Raw genomic sequence first — 21134 nt, forward strand, 5'->3', positions numbered from 1 at the left:
CCACGAAGTGGGATGTCCAAGTTGTACTGTTCGGGCGCACCTCGCCGTATGCAGAGCGCTTCTCCGAAGTGGACGGCTGCCCCGGATTTGGGCTTAGCAACGGGTCTGCCATGGGGCGACGGTGGCGTCAGCTGGTACCAGCAGGTTCATCGCCTGCTGGTGGTACATGCGAGGCATCTGGTCTGACCTGCGGAAACAGGCCTGTTGGTGCCTTCGGGCAGCGACTTGGCCTGGAAATGGCCCGGAGTGTGGCCGTGTACCTGCACCCCAGGGCGCGGAAAGTGCTCTTTCGCCTAAACGGCCCGCTGTCCCAACTGAAGTTGCCTCCGCTTGAGCGGAGGTGAAGCGACGAGGGTGGCGGCAGTGTTGGGAAGACAACCCCGTCCCTGAGCCGTTGAATGCGATGGCACGGTCGGTGTGTGACATCCGGCGTGTGGCCCGTCCAAGGCTTGTCCGAACGAGGGAATGCGGTGATCACGCGATGAAGGCGGTGCGGTTCCACGAGTACGGCGGGATTGATGTGCTGAGGGTGGAGGAGGTGGAGCGGCCGACGCCCGGCCCCGGACAGGTGCTGGTCGAGGTCCGCGCGGCCGGGATCCAGCCGGGCGAGGTGATGATCCGCGAGGGCGCGCGTCACGGACGCTGGCCGGCTACGTTCCCCTCCGGGCAGGGCAGTGATCTGGCCGGTGTCGTGGTGGAGGTCGGCCCGCAGGTGCGCGGCTTCGCGGTGGGCGATGAGGTATTGGGGTTCACCCACGATAGGGCGAGCCATGCGGAGTTCGTCGCGGTCGACGACGTGGACGTGGTTTCGCGTCCGCCGGGGCTGTCCTGGGATGTGGCGGGTTCGTTGTACGTGGCCGGCACAACTGCATACGCCTGCGTGTTCGCGGTGGATCCCGGGCCGGCGGACACAGTCGTGGTGTCCGGTGCGGCGGGCGGCGTCGGGTCTTTCGCCGTGCAGCTCGCGCGCCGGCGCGGAGCCACGGTGATCGGGCTGGCGAGCGAGGGGAACCATGCCTGGTTGAAGCAGCGCGGTGTCGTCCCGGTCGCGTACGGGGAGGGCGTGGCCGAACGGATCCGGGAGGCTTCCGGTGGGAACGTCGACGCGTTCATCGATACGTTCGGCGACGGCTACGTGGAGCTGGCAGTGGAGTTGGGTGTGCGGCCCGAGCGGATCAACACCATCCGCGATTGGCAGGCCGCGGCCAGGGTTGGGGCGCAAACCTACGGAGAAGGCGCGGCGGCATGCGCGGTAGTGCTCGGCGAGCTGGCCCGGCTTGCCACACGCGGTGAGCTGGAGGTGTCGATCGCCCGCACCTACCCGCTGGAGCGGGTGCGAGACGCGTTCCGTGAGCTGGAACGGGGACACACCCACGGCAAGATCGTGCTCCGCCCGTAGCTCGGGTCGGCCGAGGCGACTATCGGCCTGGTATCCCGGAACATCAACGCAGTGTCACCGCTGGCGGCCAGACGGCTCCCCGTCGAGAGGCCGCCGGCGGCGAATCACAACTGGCCACAAACAGTCGTCCGTTGCTGATCTGTCCGGAGAGTCGCGCTCGCGCTCCCACGCTACGCGAGTGGCCGGCCGGCAGTCCTGGCTGTGCCCAGAGCCGCGTGGTGCAGTCGTCGCTGGATGTGGGGAGCAGATGTCCGTCGGGGTGGAACGCTGCGTGGGTGATGCCGTCTGCATGGCCGGTGAGCGGCTCGACGACCGACTGGCCGGTTAGGTAGAGCGGCAGCGCGTTGGAGATGCCCAAGGGGGGGCTGGCTGCATCGGCGACTTCCGCGATGTGAATACGGTCTGTGCCCGTTGGCCGAGCCTGGCTGGAGCGTCGCAGGGTGCGCACGGGATCGCCGGGTGGGTCTCTACCGGCACGCGGAGATTCCGGTGCCGACTCGAACGCGCGAGATCAGCGAAAACCCCAGGTCCTAGCTTTGTTCGGCACCATAGTTCTGCGTGAAGAAGTGCGTGCGAGCACCATGAGGACACCGCAGCCTCACCGCGCCGGCTCCTGACGATCCGTCCCGTTGTCGGCGAGAGCCGTTACTGGCGGGAAACAGAAGCCGGTTGGGCACGAAACATGTATCGCTCAGGTTTGTCCGTATCTGCGAGGGCGTCGTCCTGCGCGTGACATCGGGAGGGCCGTGAGCGTGGCACCCCATTCATCGGCTCTCCTGCCCGGCACCGGACGTCCGCGTGGGCGCCGCGCTCCAGCTCGCGTCCGTCGATCGCCATCCGGCAGGGCTCCCGTGCGGGTGGACCGGTCCGCCCGGTGTCTGCCCCGTGCATGAGGTGCTGTGGGTGACGGGGCTGGTGGGAGGAGTGCTGTGCCTCACCAGTCATCTCCCGTCTCCCGTGCGGCAGTGGCTGCCGCAGGCCGTCGCGCCGGCGGCCATGCTGGCGATGGCTCCTGGAGCGGGAGGCCGGGCGCCATTGGTGGCCGGGACCGCCGCGCTCGTCGTTGCCTGTCTGTGGCAGCTGCGAGCGGGGTGTGCGTGCCGCAGGTCCGTCGAGTCGGTGAACCTGGCCGCGATGGCACTGCTGACGGCGGCTGCGGCGGTCGTAGAACAAAGCCACCACGGCAGGGACGGTTCCGTCGGCCTCGCGTCGGCCCAAGTCGCGTTGTGGCAGGTGTTGTTCTCCGTCGCGTGCTGGAGCGTGGCCCGGGCTGGTGTGGCGCTCGTCCGGCAGGCGTGGCCACCCCGGACCGCCGCACATTCTCCGGGCAGGCGTGCGCTCCTGCTCGGAGAGGTGGGCGGCGGGCTCATGGTCACCGCCATGGCCGTCATGCTCGGCCTGCCCTGACGGCCCTGACGGTGCGGGAAGTGCGTCCGCCCTGAAGTCACGGGCGCCGAGGCGGAGTTGAGGGAGGAGGGCCCCGGTCGGGGAAGCCCGCACTGCGGCCCCGAGGGATTCGGCCCTGTTGCTTTGGATCTCGATGTGTAAGGATTGGATCCACAGATTGGATCCAAGTAACACTGAATCGGATGCATGAGGTAGCGATGCTGAGACGCGAGGACAACGAGCGCGCTACGCGCACCGGCCCGGGCACCCCCCTCGGACAACTCATGCGCGCCTACTGGCAGCCCGTCGCCCTCGTCTCGGAGATGTCCGACGAACGACCGGTCAAGGCGATCCGGATCATGAGCGAGGACCTGGTCCTCTTCCGGCGGGACGACGACTCCGCACCCGGCCTCCCCGTACCGGACGCCGACAGGATGGAACGCCCTCAGGGCTCAGCCGAGGCCGGGCCCGGGTCCGGCGCGTGGGGCCTGGTCGGCCGGTACTGCGCGCACCGGGGCGTCGACCTCTCCTACGGACGCCGGGAGAACGGCGGACTGCGATGCCTCTACCACGGGTGGCTGTACGGCCCGGACGGCCGCTGCCTGGAGCAGCCCGCGGAACCCGAGCACAGCAACTTCGCCGCCAAGGTGCGTATCCCGAGCTACCCCTGCGTGGAGCGCAACGGCATCGTCTTCGCCTACCTCGGCACCGGCGACCCGCCGCCCTTCCCGGCGTACGACTGCTTCCGCGCTCCCGAGGAGTACACCTTCGCCTTCAAGGGCTGGTGGGAGTGCAACTGGCTGCAGGGCGTGGAAGGCGGGATCGATCCGAGCCACGTCTCCTTCCTGCACCGCTTCGTCGGCGAGGACCCGCGCGAGGTGTACGGGCAGCAGTTCAGCGAGGAGGTGGAGGGCACCGGGAAGAAGCTCTCCGAACTGGTCGGCGACAACTTCCGGCCGGACATCGAGGTGGAGAGCGCCGAGCACGGCCTGCGGGTCTTCGCGCTGCGTGAACTCACCGAGGACGTCAGGCACGTACGGATCACCAACCTGGTGTTCCCCAACGCCTTCGTGGTGCCCTTCGGCAACGGCAAGGTCTTCTGTCAGTGGCACGTCCCGATCGACGACGAGAACCACTACTGGTTCATGATCCTCTACGACTTCGAAGAGGTCACCGACAAGGACACGTTGCTGGCGCAGCGCCTCGCGGAGGTCTCGCTCCCCGACTACAGGCCGCTGCGCAACCGCTCGAACGACTGGGGCTTCGATCCCAAGGAGCAGCGGGAACTCACGTACACCGGCATGGGGTTGGACATCAACGTCCATGACCAGTGGGCGGTGGAGAGCATGGGGCCCGTGCAGGACCGGACCGTCGAGCGGCTCGGTGTCTCGGACCGTGCCGTGACCGCCAACCGCAGACTCCTGCTCAAGGCGATCACCTCGTTCGAGAGCGGAAATCCGGTGCCCGGGCTGCCGCTCGACGCGCGGGAGGCCGAGGAGCTGACCGGGCCCCTGGCCATCGACACCATCACGCCCACGGACGGCTGGGAAGAGGCCTGGCGGCAACGGGAGTCGGAGCGACGCGCGCGATCGCCGTGGGCCGGGCGGGAGGTGACCGGTGCGCAGCGCTGACGAGCGGCCCCGGGCGCAGGGCGGCGACGGACCCGGCGCCCGCCCGCTGGCCTCCGCCGGAGCCGGCGGGTTCGTCGAGCGGCACGGGCTGTGGGACGAGCGGCAGCACGTGGCCGCCGGGCAAGTCCGCCGGGTGATCGACGAACTCGGCCTGGACAAGGTGCGGTTCTCCTTCGCCGACCAGCACGGGGTGCTGCGAGGCAAGACCCTGACCCGGGAGGCGGTGCCCGGCGCACTGCGCTCGGGAGTCACCGCGCCGTCCTCCCTCCTGTTGAAGGACACCTCCGGCCGGACCGTCTTCCCCGTCTTCTCGGGCGGCGGTGGCTTGGCCGACGGGCGCTTCGCCGGGGCCGGCGACATCGTTCTGGTGCCGGACATGACGACGTTCCGGGTACTGCCGTGGGCCGAGCGGACCGGCTGGATCCTGTGCGACCTCTACCACCCCGACGGCACCCCCGCGGCGTTCTGCTCGCGCGGTCTGCTGCGCGGCAGACTGGCCGCGCTGGCGGACGCGGGGTACGACCTCACGGTCGGTGTGGAGCTGGAGTTCCATGTGTACCGTCCCGCCGCGGACGGGTCCGTACCGGTGGCCCCGGGTCGGCCGGGCGCACCCGGCCCGGCACCGGAGGTGGAGCCGCTGAGCAGCGGCTCGCAACTGCTGCACGAGGAGGGCCTGGACCGGCTCGACGACCTGGTGGATCTGCTGTACCGCGGGCTCACCGGGCTCGATCTGCCGTTGCGTTCCGTGGAGTTGGAGTTCGGGCCCAGCCAGCTGGAGCTGACCCTGGACGCGCGGGACGCGGCGCAGGCCGCGGACGACGCGCTGCTGGCTCGTTCGGCGGTGCGGCAGATCTGCCGCAGGAACGGTTACCACGCGACGTTCATGTCGCGTCCCGCCACGGTGGAGACCGCGTCGAGCGGATGGCACCTGCACCAGTCGCTGCGCTCCCGGGCGAACGGAGAGGCCGCCTTCGACCCGACGCCCGATCCGGCGCCCGGCTCGGTGCCAACCGGCTCGGCGCCCGGCTCGGTGTCCGACTCCGCGCCGGGGGAGCCGCTGTCCCCGGTGGGCCGGCACTACCTCGCCGGGCTGCTGGAACACGCGCCCGCCGCCACCGTCTTCACCACGCCGACCGTCAACGGCTACAAGCGGTACCTGCCGATGTCCCTGGCTCCCGACCGGGTGGTGTGGGGCATCGACAACAAGGGCGCCATGGTGCGCGTCGTCGGCGCCCAGGGTGAAGGCGGCGCCCGACTGGAGAACAGATCCGGCGAACCGGCGGCGAACCCGTACCTCTACATCGCCTCGCAGGTGGTCAGCGGGATGGACGGGATGGCCCGGCGGCTCGACCCCGGCCCGCCGACCACCGACCCGTACGACGCCGGAGCCCGCGGTCTGCCCGGCTCGCTCGACCAGGCGCTGAACGCGCTCGACGCGGACCCGGTCTTCGCCAAGGCGCTCGGCCAGGACGTCGTCTCCTGGTTCACCACGATCAAACGCGCGGAGTTCGCGCGCTATCTGGCGCACGTCTCGGACTGGGAGCAACGCGAGTACTTCGACCTCGTCTGACCGCACCCCGGCCCCCACGGCCGGCCCACACCTCACGGAAGACGCCATGACCACGTTCAAGGCCCAACCCGCGCCGCTGGAACCCTTCCTCGTCGACGGCCGGTGGATCGCCCCCGGCGACCGCCGGACGTTCCCCGTCGTCGATCCCGCCTCGGAAACCGTCCTGAGCCGCGTCGCACAGGCCACGCCCCAGGATGTCGACGACGCCGTGGCCGCCGCCGCCCGGGCGCACGAGGACGGCCGTTGGCACGGTCTGCCGGTCGCTGAGCGGAGCCGGGTGCTGCACCGGATCGCCGAACTGATCGAGGAGCACGCCGAGGAACTGGCGGTGCTGGAGACCCGCGACAACGGCAAACCCGTCGAACGCTCGCGCGCCGACACCGCGATGAGCGCCAGGACGTTCCGTCACTTCGCGGGCGCCCCCGCCCGGCTGACCGGCACGGTCGTGCCCCTGGACCCGGGACACCACGTCTACACGGTGCCCGAGCCCGTCGGGGTGGCCGCGCTGATCCTGCCGTGGAACTTCCCCATCATGACCGGCTGCTTCAAGCTGGCCCCCGCTCTCGCCGCGGGCTGCACCGTCGTGGTCAAGCCCGCCGAACAGACCCCGCTGACCATGCTCCGCGTCGCCGCCCTGTGCGAAGAGGCGGGCCTGCCGGCAGGAGTGCTCAACGTACTCACCGGCGACGGCGAGGTGGGCGCCGCGCTCACCGCGCACCCGGGGGTGGCCAAGGTGTCCTTCACCGGCTCCACCGAGGTCGGCCGGCTGGTGATGGGCTCCGCCGCTCCCACGGTCAAGCGCCTCACCCTGGAACTCGGAGGCAAGAGCCCCAACATCGTCTTCGCCGACGCCGACCTGGACGCCGCCGTCGTCACCGCCATGCGGGCCGCCTTCGGCCACTCCGGGCAGATGTGCACGGCCGGCAGCAGGCTGCTGGTCCAGCGCTCCGTCCTGGCGGAGATGGAGGAGCGCCTGGCCGACGCGGTGCGCAAGGTCCCCGTCGGCAACGGCATGGACGGCGGGATCACCGTCGGTCCGCTGGTCTCGGAGGAACAGCGCACCCAGGTCCTGTCGTACGTCGAGGCCGGTGTCGCCGAGGGCGCGAAACTGGTGACCGGCGGCCAAGTACCGGACCGGCCGGGCTACTTCGTCGAACCCGCGCTGTTCACGGACGTCACCAACAGCATGCGGATCGCCCGCGAGGAGATCTTCGGCCCCGTGCTGGGAGTGATCCCCTTCGAGGACGACGACGAAGCCGTCGCCATCGGCAACGACACCTCCTACGGGCTCGCCGCCGGAGTCTGGACCAGGGACCTCTCCCGCGCCCACCGCATGGCCGCGCGGCTGCGCGCCGGAACGGTGTGGATCAACACCTACAACATCTTCGACCCGGCGCTGCCCTTCGGCGGATTCGGCGACTCGGGCCTGGGCCGGGACCTGGGCGACGACGCCCTGTACTCCTACTGCGAGCGAAAGGCGGTGGTCGTCGCCCTATGAGTACAGACACCGCGGTTCCCAACCCGCCGCCGATGCCTCCGAGTCCGACACTCGACGTCGCGGCACTCCGTGCCGCCACGCCCGGCATGCGCCACGCCCACCACATGAACGCCGCCGGGGCGGCACTGCCCAGCGCGGCGACGCTGGCCGCCGTCACCGACCACCTGCACCTGGAGTCGCTGCTCGGAGGCTACGAGGCGGCCGAGGCACTGGCCGACCGCACGGAGCGGGTGTATCACTCGGCGGCCCGGCTGATCGGTGCCGAGCCGCAGGACATCGCCCTGGTGGACAGCGCCTCCACCGCCTGGCAGCGGGCGCTGGGAGCCCTGCGGCTCAAGGCGGGCGACCGGGTCCTGGCATCCTCATCGACCTACGTCAGCTCCGCCCTGCACCTGCTGGAGATGCGGGACTCGCACGGCATCGTGCTGGAGGTACTGCCGGCCGACGCGAGCGGGCAGATCGACCTCGGCGCACTGGAGACGGCCCTGCGCGAGCCGGCGGCGCTCGTGACCATCGCCCATGTCCCCACGTCCTCCGGGCTGGTGGAGCCGGTGGCCGCAGTGGGCGCGCTGGCCGCCCGCGCGGGGGTGCCGCTGCTGCTGGACGCGACGCAGTCGCTCGGCCAACTCCCGGTCGACGTCCAGGAGATGCGCTGCGGCATCGTCGTCGCCACCGGCCGCAAGTTCCTGCGCGGGCCGCGCGGCACGGGGCTGCTGTACGTAGACCCGGACCTGCGGGCGAGAACCAGGCCCGCCGCCCCGGACGTACGCGGAGCCCAGTGGTCGTCGGCCTACCAGTACGAGGTGGTGCCGGGGGCGCGACGCTACGAGACATGGGAGTCCTCCCACGCCCTGCGGCTTGGCCTGGGCACGGCCCTGGACGAGGCGCTCGACCTCGGTGTCGCGCTGATCCGCGACCATGTGACGGAGTCGGCCGAGCGGCTGCGGGCCGGGCTGTCGGGCGTACCGGGGATCCGGCTGACCGATCCGACGGCGGCGGCCTCGGGCATCGTGACGTTCCTGCGCGAGGACGAGGACCCTCGCCAGACCGTACGGGACCTGCGCGCGACCGGATTCAGACTGACGACCGTGCCCGCCTCGCACGGCCAGTGGGACCTGGGCCGGCGCGGTCTGGAACGGGTCGCCCGGGCCTCGCTGCACGTCTACAACAGCGCGGACGACGTGGACGCGCTCGTCGCCGCACTGACGGCACGCGAACGGCGCCGCCGCGGAGCGGGGGAGGCTACCTCCGAGACCGTGTCGCGTACGGCATCCGGGTTGCCGTCAGGAGTGACTCCGGGATCCCCGACGCCGACGTTCGCCAGTCCCGATCCCGGGTCCCCGACGCCAAGGTCGGCCGGTCCCGAGCCCGGATCCGCGACACCTACGTCCGCCGATCCCGTGCCCGGATCGGCGACGCCCACGTCCACCGGCCCCGAGCCCGCATTCGCGACGGGTACAGCCACTGTTCCCGAGCCCGCTTCCCCCGGCCCGCGGACCGCCGCCTCCTCCCGGCCGACCGGATCCGCCGGCGACCGGGCCGACGTGATCGTCGTCGGAGCCGGTATCCACGGCTCGTCCGCTGCCTGGCAGTTGGCGGCCCGCGGGGCGAGCGTGATCCACCTCGACCGGTTCCCCGCGGGCCACACCGAGGGCTCCTCGCACGGCAGAACGCGGATGATCCGGCGGGCCTATCCCGCCGAGATCTGGGACGGACTCGTCGACACCGCCTACAACGCCTGGCAGGAACTCGAACTCGCCTCCGGGCAGCGGCTGGTGACGACCACCGGAGGCCTGTACGCCAGGGCGGCCGGAGCCCCCGGCACACTGCGCGGCCCCGGCTGCGAGAACGTGGACCACGCCCGTGCCGCGGAACTCTTCCCCGGGCTGCGCCTGTGCGAGGGCTTCTCCGCGGTCCACGATCCGGCCGCCGGTGTCATCGACGCCCAGGCCTCGCTCACCGCGCTCGCGGCGCTCGGTCGCGCACGCGGCGTGGACCGGCGGGACGGCTGTGCCGTGCTCCGCCGGCGCCGCGACGGCGACGGCGTACGCGTCGACACGGACCAAGGCGTCCTGCACGCCGACCGGTTGGTCGTGTGCGCGGGCCCCTGGACCGGCGAACTGCTGCCCGCCTTCGCACAGCCGCTGAGCGTGGTGCGGATCGTGAACCTGCACCTCGGCTCCTCGCGACGGCATCTGCTGGAGCCCCCGCTGCTGGGCGCGTTCTCCGTCGACGTACCGGACGTCGGCCTGCTGTACGGCATCCCGGCCTTCGGCGGAGCAGGCGTCAAGATCGGCCTGGACCACGGGCCGCCGGAGGACCCGTCGGTGCCGGCCGGGCCGGTCACCGAGGCCGAGCGGGACCGGCTCCTGGGCCTGGCCTCGCGGTTCCTTCCGGCGGCCGACGGGCCGGTGGAGGAGACGATCACCTGCCGCTACACGATGGCGCCGAAGAACCGGTTCGCCGTCGGCCGACTCCCGGGTGAGGAGCGGGTGTTGATGGCGGCGGCCTGTTCCGGCCACGGCTTCAAGTTCGGGCCCGCACTGGGCATCGCGCTCGCAGATCTGGCGGAGGGCAAGGAACGACCGGACCTGGACTTCCTGTCCCCGGCCGCGATGGGCATCACCGACCGGCCCGGACCGGGAGCCGGAGCATGACCCCCGGCACCCGCGCCCGCATTCCCGCCCGCACCGACAGCCGGTCAGCCGCGGAAGACGGTGGCCGACCGCTGTTCGTACCAGCGGGCCAACTGCTCGCCCGCGCTGATCACATGGGCCTTCATCTCACTGCGTGCCCGCTCCGCGTCCTCCGCGGCGAGAGCCTCGACGATCCGCTCGTGTTCGCGGATGTTGTCCTCGCGATGGCGGGGGTTGTCCTGCAGGACGAGGGCGGAGACGTTGCGCGGGAACGCCTCGTTGACGTCCTTGATGGCGCGGGCGAGCCGCCTGTTGCCGGCGACGGTGTGGATCAGGGTGTGGAAGCAGTCGTTGGCGGTGGTGGAGGGCGAGGCGCTCGGGGAGGTGGCGGGCGAGGAACCCTCGCCGGGCGCCGGACCGCCGCTGGCGTCGCGTACCCCTCGGCTGACCGCGCGTACCGTCTCGTTGGCCTCGCGCAGTTCCCGCAGTACGTCGGGGGTGACCGCGTGGACCGCCCGGACGCAGGCGAGCCCTTCGAGCTCGGCGCGGATCTCGTAGGCCTCGCGGACCTCCCAGGGAGCGGGGACGCGGACCACGGCGCCGCGGTTGGGCAGCACCTCGATGAGGCCGCCCGCCTGGAGCTGCCGCAGCGCCTCCCGGACGGGGGTGCGGCTCACGCCGAGCATCTCCGCGAGCTCGACCTGGCGCAGTTGCGCCCCGATCGGGATCTCGCCGGAGAGGATCCGCGCGCGGATCGCGGCCGCCGTGTCGTCGACGAGCGCCTTGCCCTTTCCTGCGGGCGAATCCGCGTCGGGAAGCGGGGCGGTGTCCATGAGGTCTCCGTCTGGTCGGCAAAGGCGAAGGCAAAGGAAAAAGCAGAGGCGAGGGCCGGGACGGACGTCCTGACAGACCCCAACAGCTTTATGTATCCATTCTAACGGTCGCAGGATCCAAGGCTCGCGGCCCGTGCACATGAGCGGAGCGCACATCATGCACAACCCGCCCGGAAGCGTCAGCACCCGTGTCCATGCCCGGCGCGAGCGCACCCATCCTCTCGACCCGCTGTCTCCCGCGGAGATCGACGCGGCCGTCGCTGTAGCGCGCGCCGACGGCCGGCTGGGGGAGCGGACCAGGTTCTGGGGCGCGGTACTGGACGAACACTTCGCCCGCGAGGTCGTGGCGGGCCGGCAGGCAGCAGGGGAGGTGCGGGTGGGCCTGGTGGCGATGGACCACGACCTGCCCGGCGCCTGGGAGATCGACGTGCAGCTCGGCGCCGAGCCGCGCTGCCTGGAGTGGCGGCCGGTCGACATACGGCGGCCGGGCATCACCTCGACGGAGGCACGCGCGGCGGCCCAGGCATGCCGGGCGAATCCGCTGTTCCGCGAGGCACTGGCCCGGCGAGGCATCCACGACGTGTCGCTGACGGTCATCGACGCCGAGTCCATCGGCGGCTTCGTACCGGAGAAGTACAAGGACCGCAGGATCACCTGGGGTTCGGTCTGGCACCGGGTCCAGGAGGACGACAACGCCTATGTGCGCCCCGTGCAGGGCGTCATCCCCCTCATCGACATGGCGACGATGGAGGTGTTGGAGGTCGAGGACCATGGTGTCGTCCCGGTCTCCGAGGAGCCGGGACCGCTGTCGGCCGGCGGGTTCGGCCCGGACCGTGAAGGGCTCAAGCCGCTGGAGGTGGTGCAGCCCGAGGGGCCCAGCTTCACCGTCGACGGGCACCAAGTCAGCTGGCAGGGCTGGGAGTTCCGGGTCGGCTTCACCCACCGCGAGGGCCTGGTCCTGTACGACCTCGGCTTCCTGGGGCGCTCGGTGCTCAAGCGCGCCGCCTGCAACGAGATGTACGTCCCCTACCTCGACCCGAGCTCCACGCAGTTCCGCAAGAACTTCTTCGACTGGGGCGAGTACGGTGCCGGCCCCCTGACCAACTCGCTCGCGCTCGGCTGCGACTGCCTTGGCGTCATCCACTACTTCGACGCGGCCCACCTCGGGGGCGACGGCGCCGCCCAGGAGATCGACCAGGCGATCTGCATGCACGAGGAGGACGACGGCATCCTCTGGAAGCACAACGACCTGCGCCGCGGGGTGAGCGAGGTGCGCCGCTCCCGGCGGCTGATCATCTCCAGCTTCCAGACGGTCGCCAACTACGACTACGGCTTCTACTGGTCCCTCTACCAGGACGGCAGGATCGAGCTGGAGATCAAGCTCACCGGCATGCTGTCCGCCTCCGGTATCGAGGAGGGGGAGGAGGTGCGGCACGGCCGGGTGGTCTCGCGCAACGTCCAGACGCCCACGCACCAGCACTACTTCGGCCTGCGCCTGGACGCGGCGGTCGACGGCCCGTTCAACCGCCTGGTGGAGGAGAACGCCCAGGCGGAGGACGACCCGCGCCACGATCCGTACGGCAACGCGGTGCGCATGGTGCGTACGCCCCTGCTGTCGGAGTCGCAGGCCGCCCGCCGGACGAACCCGGCGACGTCCCGGCACTGGCGGGTGGAGAGTGCGCAGAAGCAGAACCGCTACGGGGACCCGACCGCGTACCGGCTGCTGCTGCCCAACACCACCCGGCCCTTCGCGCGGCCCGATTCGGTGATGGCCCGCAGGGCGCCCTTCGTCCACCAGCATCTGTGGGCGACGGTCTCCGACCCGGCCGAGAGTTACGTCGGAGGGCAGTACCCGAACCAGGCGGAGCCCGGCGAGGACGGCGTGCAGGTCTGGCAGCGCAAGGACCGTTCGCTGGACGGGGCCGAGCTGGTGCTGTGGCCGGTCGTGGGCAGCCATCACTTCCCCCGGCCCGAGCAGTGGCCGGTCATGCCGGTCGACCGGGTGCGACTGGTCTTCGAGCCCGACGGCTTCTTCGACCGCAACCCGGCCATGGACATCCCCGACCCGTCGGCCGGCGCGGACCACTGCTGCGGAACCTGATGAACCGTCATAAACCTTACGTGTCAGGTGATCACGGTAGATAGCACACAAGATCCCGGTTTCATGTGCTCGTAACACCCGGGACATGGCTCGGACTCGTGAGCCGGACACGATGATTTTGGATCCAATCAAGATGAGATTAGATCCATTCCTTCAGAGGAACGGTGCCCCAAGGAGGCCCTCATGCCGGATCAGTCGCAGGGAACACCCGCACTCCGCCCGGCCGAACCGCAGGTTTCCCGCCGGACCGTGCTGCGCGGCGCCAGCCTCCTCGGCGTCGGAGCGGGCTTCGGACTGACCCCGCTGCTCGCCGCCTGCGGTGTGGCCGACGACGGGTCCGAGAAGTCCGGTGGCGGATCCGGCAAGGGCGGCACCCTCACCCTCGCGATCGACTCCACCAGCGCGGTCAACGACCCCGCCTTCTACACGACGCTGGGGGACTGGATGGCGGTGGACTGCATCTGCCGCGGCCTGACCTTCATCTCCTTCGAGTCCAACGAACCCACGCCGGACCTCGCCAAGAGCTGGAAGATCTCCGACGACCAGCTCACGTACACCTTCACCCTCCGCGACGGCGTGAAGTTCCACGACGGTACGACGCTGTCCTCCGCCGATGTCCTGGCCACCCTGAACCGGCAGTTCGACCCGGAGAACAAGACCTTGCCGAAGGGCGCGTCCAGACCGCTCGCCTCCCTCGGCAACAACGTCGCCTCGCTGACCGCCGAGGACGACCTCACGGTCAAGCTGGTGCTCAAGGCGCCCGACCGGACCGTCCTGGCCCAGCTCTCCGACATCGGCGGCCGTGTCATCTCCAAGGCCGCCCTCGACAAGTACGGGTCCGGCATAGGCAAGCACCTCGTCGGCACCGGCCCGTTCAAGTTCGCCTCCGCCACCTCCGGGCAGTCCATCACCCTGGAAGCCTTCGACGACTTCCGGCTCGGCCGGCCACCGATCGACCGCCTGGTCCTGCGCCAGGTGCAGGACCCGTCGGCGATCGTCAGCTCGCTGCTCAGCGGGGACGTGTCCGCCACCCAGTTCACTCCCTACTCGGCCGTCGAACAGCTGAAGTCCGACCCCTCGGTGACCGTCCACGACACCAAGGAGGGCTTCGACGCGATCCTGATGATCGACGCCCGGCGCGTACCCGAGCTGAAGGTGCGCAAGGCCATCAACCTGGCCATCGACCGCAAGGCGATCGTCCAGCAGGCGTTCTTCGGCGTCGGCAGCGAGCCCGACGGCTACGCGATCCCGCCCGCCCAGAACGGCTACGACACCGGCCTCGCCGACCTGAGCACGAAGAACCTCGCACAGGCGAAGAAGCTCCTGAAGGAAGCCGGGGCGGAAGGCCGCGAGCTGGGGTTGATGGCGGCCAGCGACTCCTGGCACCCCAAGGCCGCGCAGATCGTCAAGCAGAACCTGGAGGACGCCGGCTTCAAGGTCAAGACCACCTCCGTCGACCCCGCCTCGTACTTCAGCCGGCTCAGCGACGGCAAGGACGACTACCACGACCTGATGATCTGGGAACGCAACTCCTACGTCCCCGACCCCAACAACATGGTCGGCTCCATGGCCAACCCCGCCGGTCTCTACGGCAGCACCATCACCGGCCTGGACACGCTGGACGGCGTCGACACCATGGCCGAGGACCTGCTGGAGGCCAAGAACCTGCCGGTCGGCAAGAAGCGCACCGCCGCCTACTCCAGGATCCAGCGGCGCTGGGCGGAGGAGTACATGGTGATCGCCATGCTGGCCTGCTCCACCAACCTGGTGGTCAGCGGAGCCGATGTGAAGGGCATCAACACCGCCGCACTCGGCAACCACCGCTGTTTCATGGAGAAAGCCAGTGTCTGACCGGACGGGTTCCGATCCCGGCCTCGGCACGACCGATGCGCTCGCCGCCGCCCCCGTTTCCGGCGGCGCGATCCGAAGCGCCCGCCGGGGACGGGACCGTGACGGGCGGGACCGTGAGCACCGGGGCCCGGTGGCGAAGCTGCGGCGGCTCGGCATCGGCACGTCCTGGCCCGCGAAGGTGTCCTGGGTGTTCCTGGTCGCGATCGTCCTCGTCGCCCTGGCCGGGCCCCTGCTGATCTCGGCCGACCCGGTCCGGCAGACCTCCTCGGCGATGCTGCCCTTCGGCTCGCCCGGCCATCTCCTCGGCACCGACGACCTCGGACGGGACGAACTGGCCCGGCTGGTGCACGGGGCACGGCCGCTCCTGTTCGTGGCGTTCGCCTCGACCGCCCTGGCCGCCGTGATCGGCACCGGCGTCGGCCTCCTCGCCGGCTACGCGGGCGGCATCGTGGAACAGGTGCTGATGCGCGCCGTCGACCTGGCCCTGGCCTTCCCGTCCATCCTCCTGGTCATCCTGCTGGTCGCCGCGGCCGGACCGGGCACCACCAGCCTCGTCGTCGGAGTCGGCGTGTCCCTCGCCCCCGGTCTGGCACGGCTGGCCCGGGCGCTCGCGGCCAGGGAGACGGCCCGGGACTACATCGTCGCCGCGCGCCTGGGAGGCACCCGCACACCGCGCGTCCTGGTGCAGGAGATCCTGCCCAACATCGCCGGGCCGATGGTGGCCCAGGTCGTCATGACCCTGTCGGTCGCGGCCGGCTTCGCCGCCGGCCTGTCCTACCTCGGCCTCGGTATCCAGCCGCCCACCCCCGACTGGGGCTACATGGTCCAGGCCGGACAGGAGTTCCTCTACTCGGCGCCCCGCCTGGTGGTGCTGCCTGCGACCCTGACGCTGCTGTTCGTCGTGGCCTGCAACTTCGTGGGCGACGACCTCCGGGACGCGCTCGACCCGAAGGGCACCGTATGAGCGCCCTCCCATTGCCGCGTATACGGCGCCCGCACCGCCCCCGGTCGGAACGGGTCGACGCCCTGTGGGCCATGTTCCGCAGGCTCCTCGGCATCCCGGTCGTCCTGTTCGCCCTGGCCACCCTGGTGTTCATCGCGATGCGCCTGCTGCCCGGCTCGCCCACCGCCTCCCTGGCGGGCGGCGGAACGAACCTCACAGCCGAGGAGATAGCGCAGAACGAGGCCCGGGCCAGCAAGGCGCTCGGCCTCGACCAGCCGCTGCTCACCCAGTACGGCACCTACCTCGACAACCTGGTGCATCTGCGCTTCGGCGAGTCGTTCTTCGGGTCCAACAGCGTCCTGAGCCTGCTGGGCGACGCCCTTCCGGGCACCATCGAACTGACCCTGGCGGCAATGACCGTGGCCGTCCTCCTGGGCGTGGTCACCGGGGTGATCGCCGCGCTGCGCAAGGGCACCTGGATCGACACCACGACCCGGACCGTGGCGACCGTCAGCTTCTCCCTGCCCTGGTTCGCGCTCGGAGTGATCGCCATCGTCGTCTTCGGCGTCTGGCTGCGCTGGCTGCCGGTGCTGGGACGGCTGCCGAGCTCGCTCGACTACCACCCCACGACCAATTTCGTCCTCCTCGACGCGATCCTGCAGAACCGCTTCGAACTGGTCGGCCCCTGGATCCAGCACCTGATCCTGCCCGCCACCACCCTGGCGCTGTCCATGGCCGGTTACATCACCCGTATCGTGCGCGCCTCCGTTCTGGACGTCCTCGGCGACGACTTCGTCAGGACCGCCCGGATGAAGGGGCTCACGGAGTCCGCGGTGATCCGCCGCCATGTCCTGCGCAACTCCTGGCTGCCGATCGTCACGGTCCTCGGCCTGCAGTTCGGGTCCCTGCTGGGCGGCTCCGTGATCACCGAGACCGTCTTCTCCTACGGCGGCGTCGGCCGGCTGCTGGTGCAGGGCGTCCTCCAGCGCGACTACCCCGTCGTGCAAGGAGCCGCGCTCGCCATCGCCCTGCTGTTCGTCCTCGTCAACTACGCCGTGGACATGCTCTACATGATCCTCGATCCACGCATACGGAAAGGCTGAGCCGCATGGACATCGTGCTGGTCCACGGAGCGGGCGGACGGCCCACCACATGGTCGGAGGTCCAGCCCCTGCTCGCCGCCCGGGGACACCGGACGGTCGCCGTCACCAACCCCCTGACCTCTCTCGACGAGGACGTGGCCCACACCGGCGCCGCCGTCGAGGAGTTCATTCAGGAGACGGACGGACCGCTGCTCCTCGTCGGGCACTCCTACGGGGGCGCGGTCATCACCAACGTCGGCCGGCACCCCGCCGTCCGCGGCCTGGTCTACATCGCGGCCTTCGGCCCCGACGAGGGCGAGACCGTCAACGGCATCGTCGAACGCTACGAGCCCGCGGAGATCTCCGCGTACATGCGGCGCGGCCCGAACGGGGAGTGGAAGTCGGAGGCGAGCGAGGAGTTCTGGGCCGAGATCGGCCCCGACCTGTCGCCCGCGCAACGGGCCGTCGTCGAGGCCGAGGGACGCAAGGCGGAGAACCTCATCTTCACCCAGCCGACCGGAAAGCCGGCCTGGGGCACCCTGCCCTCCTGGTATCTGGTCGCCGACGACGACCGCACCCTGCGCCCGGACGCGCAGCGCGACATGGCCGCCCGTATGGGGGCCGTCACCGAGCACGTCCCCGGCAGCCACTACACGACGCTCGTGCACCCGCGACGGGTGGCCGACCTGATCCACACCGCCGCCACGGCAGTGAGCGGCACGTCGTGAGCGGGTCGACGGCCGCCGCGCTCGGACAGGGGAGCCCCGCCGCGGAGCCGCCCGTGGTCTTGGACGTCCGCGGGCTGCGGGTCGGGTTCGACGTCCCCTCGGGCCGGCTCCCGGCCGTCGCGGGCGTGGACCTGACCCTGCGCCAGGGCGAGATCCTCGCGCTGGTCGGCGAGTCCGGCTCGGGCAAGTCCGCGCTGTCCATGAGCCTGGTCGGCCTCAACCGGGGCCCGCGCACGCACATCAGCGGCGAGGTGGCCTTCGGCGGCCGCAACCTCGCCGAGGCGTCCGAGCGTGAACTGCGTTCGGTACGGGGCAAGGACATCGCCGTCGTCTTCCAGGACGCCCTGGCCGCACTCAACCCGCTGCACCGGGTCGGCGCCCAGGTCACCGAGATGATGCGTGCCCACAGCCGGATGCCGTACGCGACGGCCATGGACCGGGCCGTGGACCTGCTCGGCGAGGTCGGCATCGCCAACCCCCGTGCCAACGCCCGCGCCCTGCCCCACCAGTTGTCGGGCGGCATGCGCCAGCGCGTGATGATCGCCATGGGCCTGGCCAACGACCCCGCCGTCCTGATCGCCGACGAACCCACCACGGCACTTGACGTGACCATCCAGGCACAGGTCCTCTCCGTGCTCCAGCAGGCCGCCGCCGACCACGGCACCGCCGTCCTCCTGATCACCCACGACCTGGGAGTCGTCGCCGAGGTCGCCGACCGCGTCGCCGTGATGTACACCGGCCGCATCGTCGAGCAGGGCTTGCGCGACGAGGTGCTGTTCAACCCCCAACACCCCTACACCATCGGCCTGTTGGGCTCGGTGCCGCCGATCGACGGACCGGTCGCCGACCGGCTGCCCGCCATCCCCGGCAGCCCGCTGACCGGTGTGGACCGCCCCAGCGGATGCGCGTTCGCCGCCCGCTGCGCCTTTGCGCACGACGCGTGCGCACAGCAGCCCGAACTGCGCCACCGCCACGGCGAACCCGGCCACCTCGACGCCTGCGTCCTGACCGGATCCGTACGCCAGACGGCGCGAGATGCCGACTCGGACCGGGACTTGGGTCCGGACCCGGACCCGCTGCCGGTGCGGACGGAAGGGTATCCGGCACGCGACGAGGCGGAACGGCATCCGGTACGCAACGAGAAGGGGCACTCATGACCTCGCCACCGGCCGCATCCGCATCTGCCACCGCGGCCTCCGGCCCGACACCGCCAACACCTCCGGCGCCGCGCGGGACGCCGCTCATCCGGGCCGAGAAGCTGCGTGTCGAGTACCGCGGACGCTCGGGCGGCGGCAGGGTCCGCGCGCTGCGCGATGTCGACCTGGAGATCCTCGAAGGCGAGACGCTGGGCCTGGTCGGTGAGTCGGGATGCGGGAAGTCCACCCTGGGCCGGGCCCTGCTGCGGGTGATCGAGCCGGCGTCCGGCACCATCGACTTCCTGGGCCTGAACATCACCCGGCTCAGGGGCACCCGGCTGCGGCGCACCCGCGCCGACCTGCAGATGGTGTTCCAGGACCCGTTCGGCTCGCTCAACCCCCGGCGCAGGATCGCCGACATCGTCGCCGAACCGCTCCGGCGGGCGCGCGGCGCGAGCCGGGCCGAAGCCGGGCCGGTCGTGGCGGAGCTGCTGGACCAGGTGGGCCTCGGCGCCGAGGCGGGCCGGCGCAAGCCGCACGAGTTCTCCGGAGGCCAGCGCCAGCGCATCGGCATCGCCCGGGCACTGGCATCCTCGCCGAAATTCGTCGTGGCGGACGAGGCGGTCTCCGCACTGGACGTCTCCATCCAGGCGCAGATACTGAACCTGCTCTCCGACATGGTCCGCGAGCGCGGCCTGACCATGCTGTTCATCTCCCACGACCTGGGCGTCGTACGGCACATCGCCGACCGCGTGGCCGTCATGTACCTGGGCCAGATCATCGAGGTCGCGTCCCGGGACGACTTCTTCTCCGGCCCCGCCCACCCCTACTCCGAAGCGCTGCTGTCCTCGGTTCCGTCCCTGCGCCCCGGTGGGCGGCGCGAACGGCGGGTCCTGGAGGGCGAACTGCCCGATCCCGCGAACCCGCCGGAGGGCTGTCTGTTCCGGACCCGCTGCCCCTTCGCCGAGGACCAGTGCCGTACCCGCATGCCGGAACTGCGGACCATCGCACCCGGCCGCACGGTGCGCTGCCACCTGCCCCTGGTGCCCGGCTCCACCGAGAAAGGCTGATCCCGCGTGATCATCGACGCGTACAACACCACCCAGGACGTCCGGGGACGCTCGGACTACCTCACCGGCGTCCGCAAGGGTCAGGCGCCGCCGCCGTACACCCCGTTCGAACCCCGGCGCATCCTGGACCGGATGGACGCCGCCGACGTCGACATGGCCATGGTCTGCTCGCTCGCCCAGCGCATCGAGAACGACTTCATCAGCTCCCTGGTCGCCGCCCACCCCGACCGCTTCTTCGGTTTCGGGCAGGTCCTCCCGCAGGCGGACGACGCCATCGAGGAGATCGACCGCATGGCCGACGCCGGCCTGGTGGGCCTCAAGCTCCACCCGAGCCTGCACGGCTACCACGTCGCCGACCACGGCCTGCTGGACCCGCTGTTCGAAGCATGCGCGCGGCGCGGACTGATGGTCCTGATCAACGCACTGGACGACTCCTTCTGCGCCCCGCTGGCCATCGAGGAGATCGCCCGCGACCACCCCCGAGTCCCCACGGTCATCGCCCACATGGGCGCGGTGTGGAACGTTCCCGAAGCGATCATCGTCGCCGAGCGGCAGCCCCACGTGTACCTGGAGACCTCGGCGACGCTGATGAGCGACGTGAAGCGCGCCTACGCCCGACTGGGGCCGGAGAAGATCCTCATGGGCAGCGAGTGGCCCGGCTCCGACTTCGACCTGGAGCGCATGAAGATCGCGAAGGCGATACCGGACGAGAAGGACCGTGCGCTCGTCGAGGGCGGCAACATGGCCCGTCTGCTCGGGATCACCGAATGAGTGCCGCGCCTTCCGGCACGGCGCCCACCACCGCCATCGCGCGCGTCGCCGTCCCCGCGTCCATGAGCGACGACGACGCCGAACTGCTCACCATGGCACAGGAGTTGCTGGCCCGCGTCTGGCGCGACGGCCGGCACGAGGTCGCGTCCGCGGTACGTACGGCCGACGGCGCCGTGCACACCGGGGTCCACCTGGAAGGCTCCTGCCGGCGCAGCTCCATCTGCGCCGAGGGCGTCGCCCTGGGAGCGGCCCGCGGGGCGTACCCCGGCGAACGGCCGCTGGAGGTCACCTCGGTCGTCTCCGTCCAGATCAAGCCCGCCGGACGGTTCCGGGTGATCGCGCCGTGCGGGGTGTGCCGGGAACTGATCAGCGACTACAGCCCGGACGCGACGGTCTGGATCACCACGGTCGAGGAGAACGAGGTTGTCCCGGTCCGGGCCCTCGACCTGCTGCCGGACAAGAGCCGGCGCGCATGGTGAACCCCGGCCGCGAACCCGGC

Annotated in this window: 17 protein-coding genes; 15 read left to right on the top strand and 2 right to left on the bottom strand. The window is 70.8% G+C overall.

Annotated features, from left to right (window positions below; all coding sequences use genetic code 11):
* Window positions 1-481 precede the first annotated feature (481 nt).
* Complete coding sequence (locus AOK17_RS01385; RefSeq protein ID WP_055610383.1) at window positions 482-1399, top strand: NADP-dependent oxidoreductase; 918 nt, start codon at window positions 482-484, stop codon at window positions 1397-1399.
* Between the two features lie 43 nt (window positions 1400-1442).
* Here the strand turns inward: AOK17_RS01385 and AOK17_RS53875 are convergent, their stop codons facing one another.
* Complete coding sequence (locus tag AOK17_RS53875; protein ID WP_107102266.1) at window positions 1443-1847, bottom strand: WD40 repeat domain-containing protein; 405 nt, start codon at window positions 1845-1847, stop codon at window positions 1443-1445.
* A gap of 455 nt (window positions 1848-2302) precedes the next feature.
* Here AOK17_RS53875 and AOK17_RS01390 point away from each other — a divergent pair, with 455 nt between their 5' ends.
* The 5 genes from AOK17_RS01390 to AOK17_RS01410 all read left to right on the top strand — a co-directional run bounded on the left by AOK17_RS01390 (window position 2303) and on the right by AOK17_RS01410 (window position 10141).
* Window positions 2303-2806: a hypothetical protein gene (locus AOK17_RS01390; RefSeq protein WP_157881261.1), complete on the top strand. Its 504-nt coding sequence runs from the start codon at window positions 2303-2305 to the stop codon at window positions 2804-2806.
* Window positions 2807-2988: 182 nt separating this feature from the next.
* On the top strand, window positions 2989-4416 hold the full coding sequence (locus AOK17_RS01395) for an aromatic ring-hydroxylating oxygenase subunit alpha (protein ID WP_245696973.1): 1428 nt from the start codon (window positions 2989-2991) through the stop codon (window positions 4414-4416).
* Window positions 4403-5986 carry a glutamine synthetase family protein gene (locus AOK17_RS01400; protein ID WP_245696974.1) on the top strand — a complete coding sequence of 528 codons (1584 nt, stop codon included), beginning with the start codon at window positions 4403-4405 and terminating at the stop codon, window positions 5984-5986. Before AOK17_RS01395 ends, AOK17_RS01400 begins: the two co-directional genes overlap by 14 nt.
* Window positions 5987-6032: 46 nt before the next feature.
* Window positions 6033-7484 (top strand): aldehyde dehydrogenase family protein, encoded by a 1452-nt coding sequence (locus AOK17_RS01405; RefSeq protein WP_055610386.1) that lies wholly within the window; start codon window positions 6033-6035, stop codon window positions 7482-7484.
* The gene (locus tag AOK17_RS01410) at window positions 7481-10141 is read left to right on the top strand and encodes an FAD-dependent oxidoreductase (RefSeq protein ID WP_055610387.1); all 2661 of its coding nucleotides are present in this window, start codon (window positions 7481-7483) and stop codon (window positions 10139-10141) included. Before AOK17_RS01405 ends, AOK17_RS01410 begins: the two co-directional genes overlap by 4 nt.
* A gap of 44 nt (window positions 10142-10185) precedes the next feature.
* On the opposite strand, the gene AOK17_RS01415 is transcribed toward AOK17_RS01410, so the two are convergent.
* Window positions 10186-10953 carry a GntR family transcriptional regulator gene (locus AOK17_RS01415; RefSeq protein ID WP_055610388.1) on the bottom strand — a complete coding sequence of 256 codons (768 nt, stop codon included), beginning with the start codon at window positions 10951-10953 and terminating at the stop codon, window positions 10186-10188.
* Window positions 10954-11110: 157 nt separating this feature from the next.
* Here AOK17_RS01415 and AOK17_RS01420 point away from each other — a divergent pair, with 157 nt between their 5' ends.
* From AOK17_RS01420 to AOK17_RS01460, 9 genes are all read left to right on the top strand, one after another.
* Window positions 11111-13054, top strand: a complete 1944-nt coding sequence (locus AOK17_RS01420) for a primary-amine oxidase (RefSeq protein WP_055610426.1) — start codon at window positions 11111-11113, stop codon at window positions 13052-13054.
* 183 nt (window positions 13055-13237) lie between these two features.
* A complete protein-coding gene (locus AOK17_RS01425) occupies window positions 13238-14905 on the top strand; it encodes an ABC transporter substrate-binding protein (protein WP_055610389.1) in 1668 nt (555 codons plus the stop codon).
* Window positions 14898-15869 (top strand): ABC transporter permease, encoded by a 972-nt coding sequence (locus AOK17_RS01430; RefSeq protein WP_245696975.1) that lies wholly within the window; start codon window positions 14898-14900, stop codon window positions 15867-15869. The genes AOK17_RS01425 and AOK17_RS01430 overlap by 8 nt, the downstream gene beginning before the upstream one ends.
* A 71-nt stretch (window positions 15870-15940) precedes the next feature.
* On the top strand, window positions 15941-16951 hold the full coding sequence (locus AOK17_RS01435; protein WP_055610390.1) for an ABC transporter permease: 1011 nt from the start codon (window positions 15941-15943) through the stop codon (window positions 16949-16951).
* Between the two features lie 5 nt (window positions 16952-16956).
* A complete protein-coding gene (locus AOK17_RS01440; RefSeq protein ID WP_055610391.1) occupies window positions 16957-17658 on the top strand; it encodes an alpha/beta hydrolase in 702 nt (233 codons plus the stop codon).
* Window positions 17655-18815, top strand: a complete 1161-nt coding sequence (locus AOK17_RS01445) for an ABC transporter ATP-binding protein (RefSeq protein WP_245696976.1) — start codon at window positions 17655-17657, stop codon at window positions 18813-18815. Before AOK17_RS01440 ends, AOK17_RS01445 begins: the two co-directional genes overlap by 4 nt.
* Window positions 18812-19864, top strand: coding sequence for an ABC transporter ATP-binding protein (locus AOK17_RS01450; RefSeq protein WP_079052729.1), 1053 nt, complete (start codon window positions 18812-18814; stop codon window positions 19862-19864). Before AOK17_RS01445 ends, AOK17_RS01450 begins: the two co-directional genes overlap by 4 nt.
* 6 nt (window positions 19865-19870) lie before the next feature.
* Complete coding sequence (locus AOK17_RS01455) at window positions 19871-20635, top strand: amidohydrolase family protein (RefSeq protein ID WP_055610392.1); 765 nt, start codon at window positions 19871-19873, stop codon at window positions 20633-20635.
* On the top strand, window positions 20632-21114 hold the full coding sequence (locus AOK17_RS01460; protein ID WP_055610393.1) for a cytidine/deoxycytidylate deaminase family protein: 483 nt from the start codon (window positions 20632-20634) through the stop codon (window positions 21112-21114). The genes AOK17_RS01455 and AOK17_RS01460 overlap by 4 nt, the downstream gene beginning before the upstream one ends.
* Window positions 21115-21134 lie beyond the last annotated feature (20 nt).

This window comes from Streptomyces phaeochromogenes (assembly GCF_001418655.1).
Classification (GTDB): domain Bacteria; phylum Actinomycetota; class Actinomycetes; order Streptomycetales; family Streptomycetaceae; genus Streptomyces; species Streptomyces phaeochromogenes.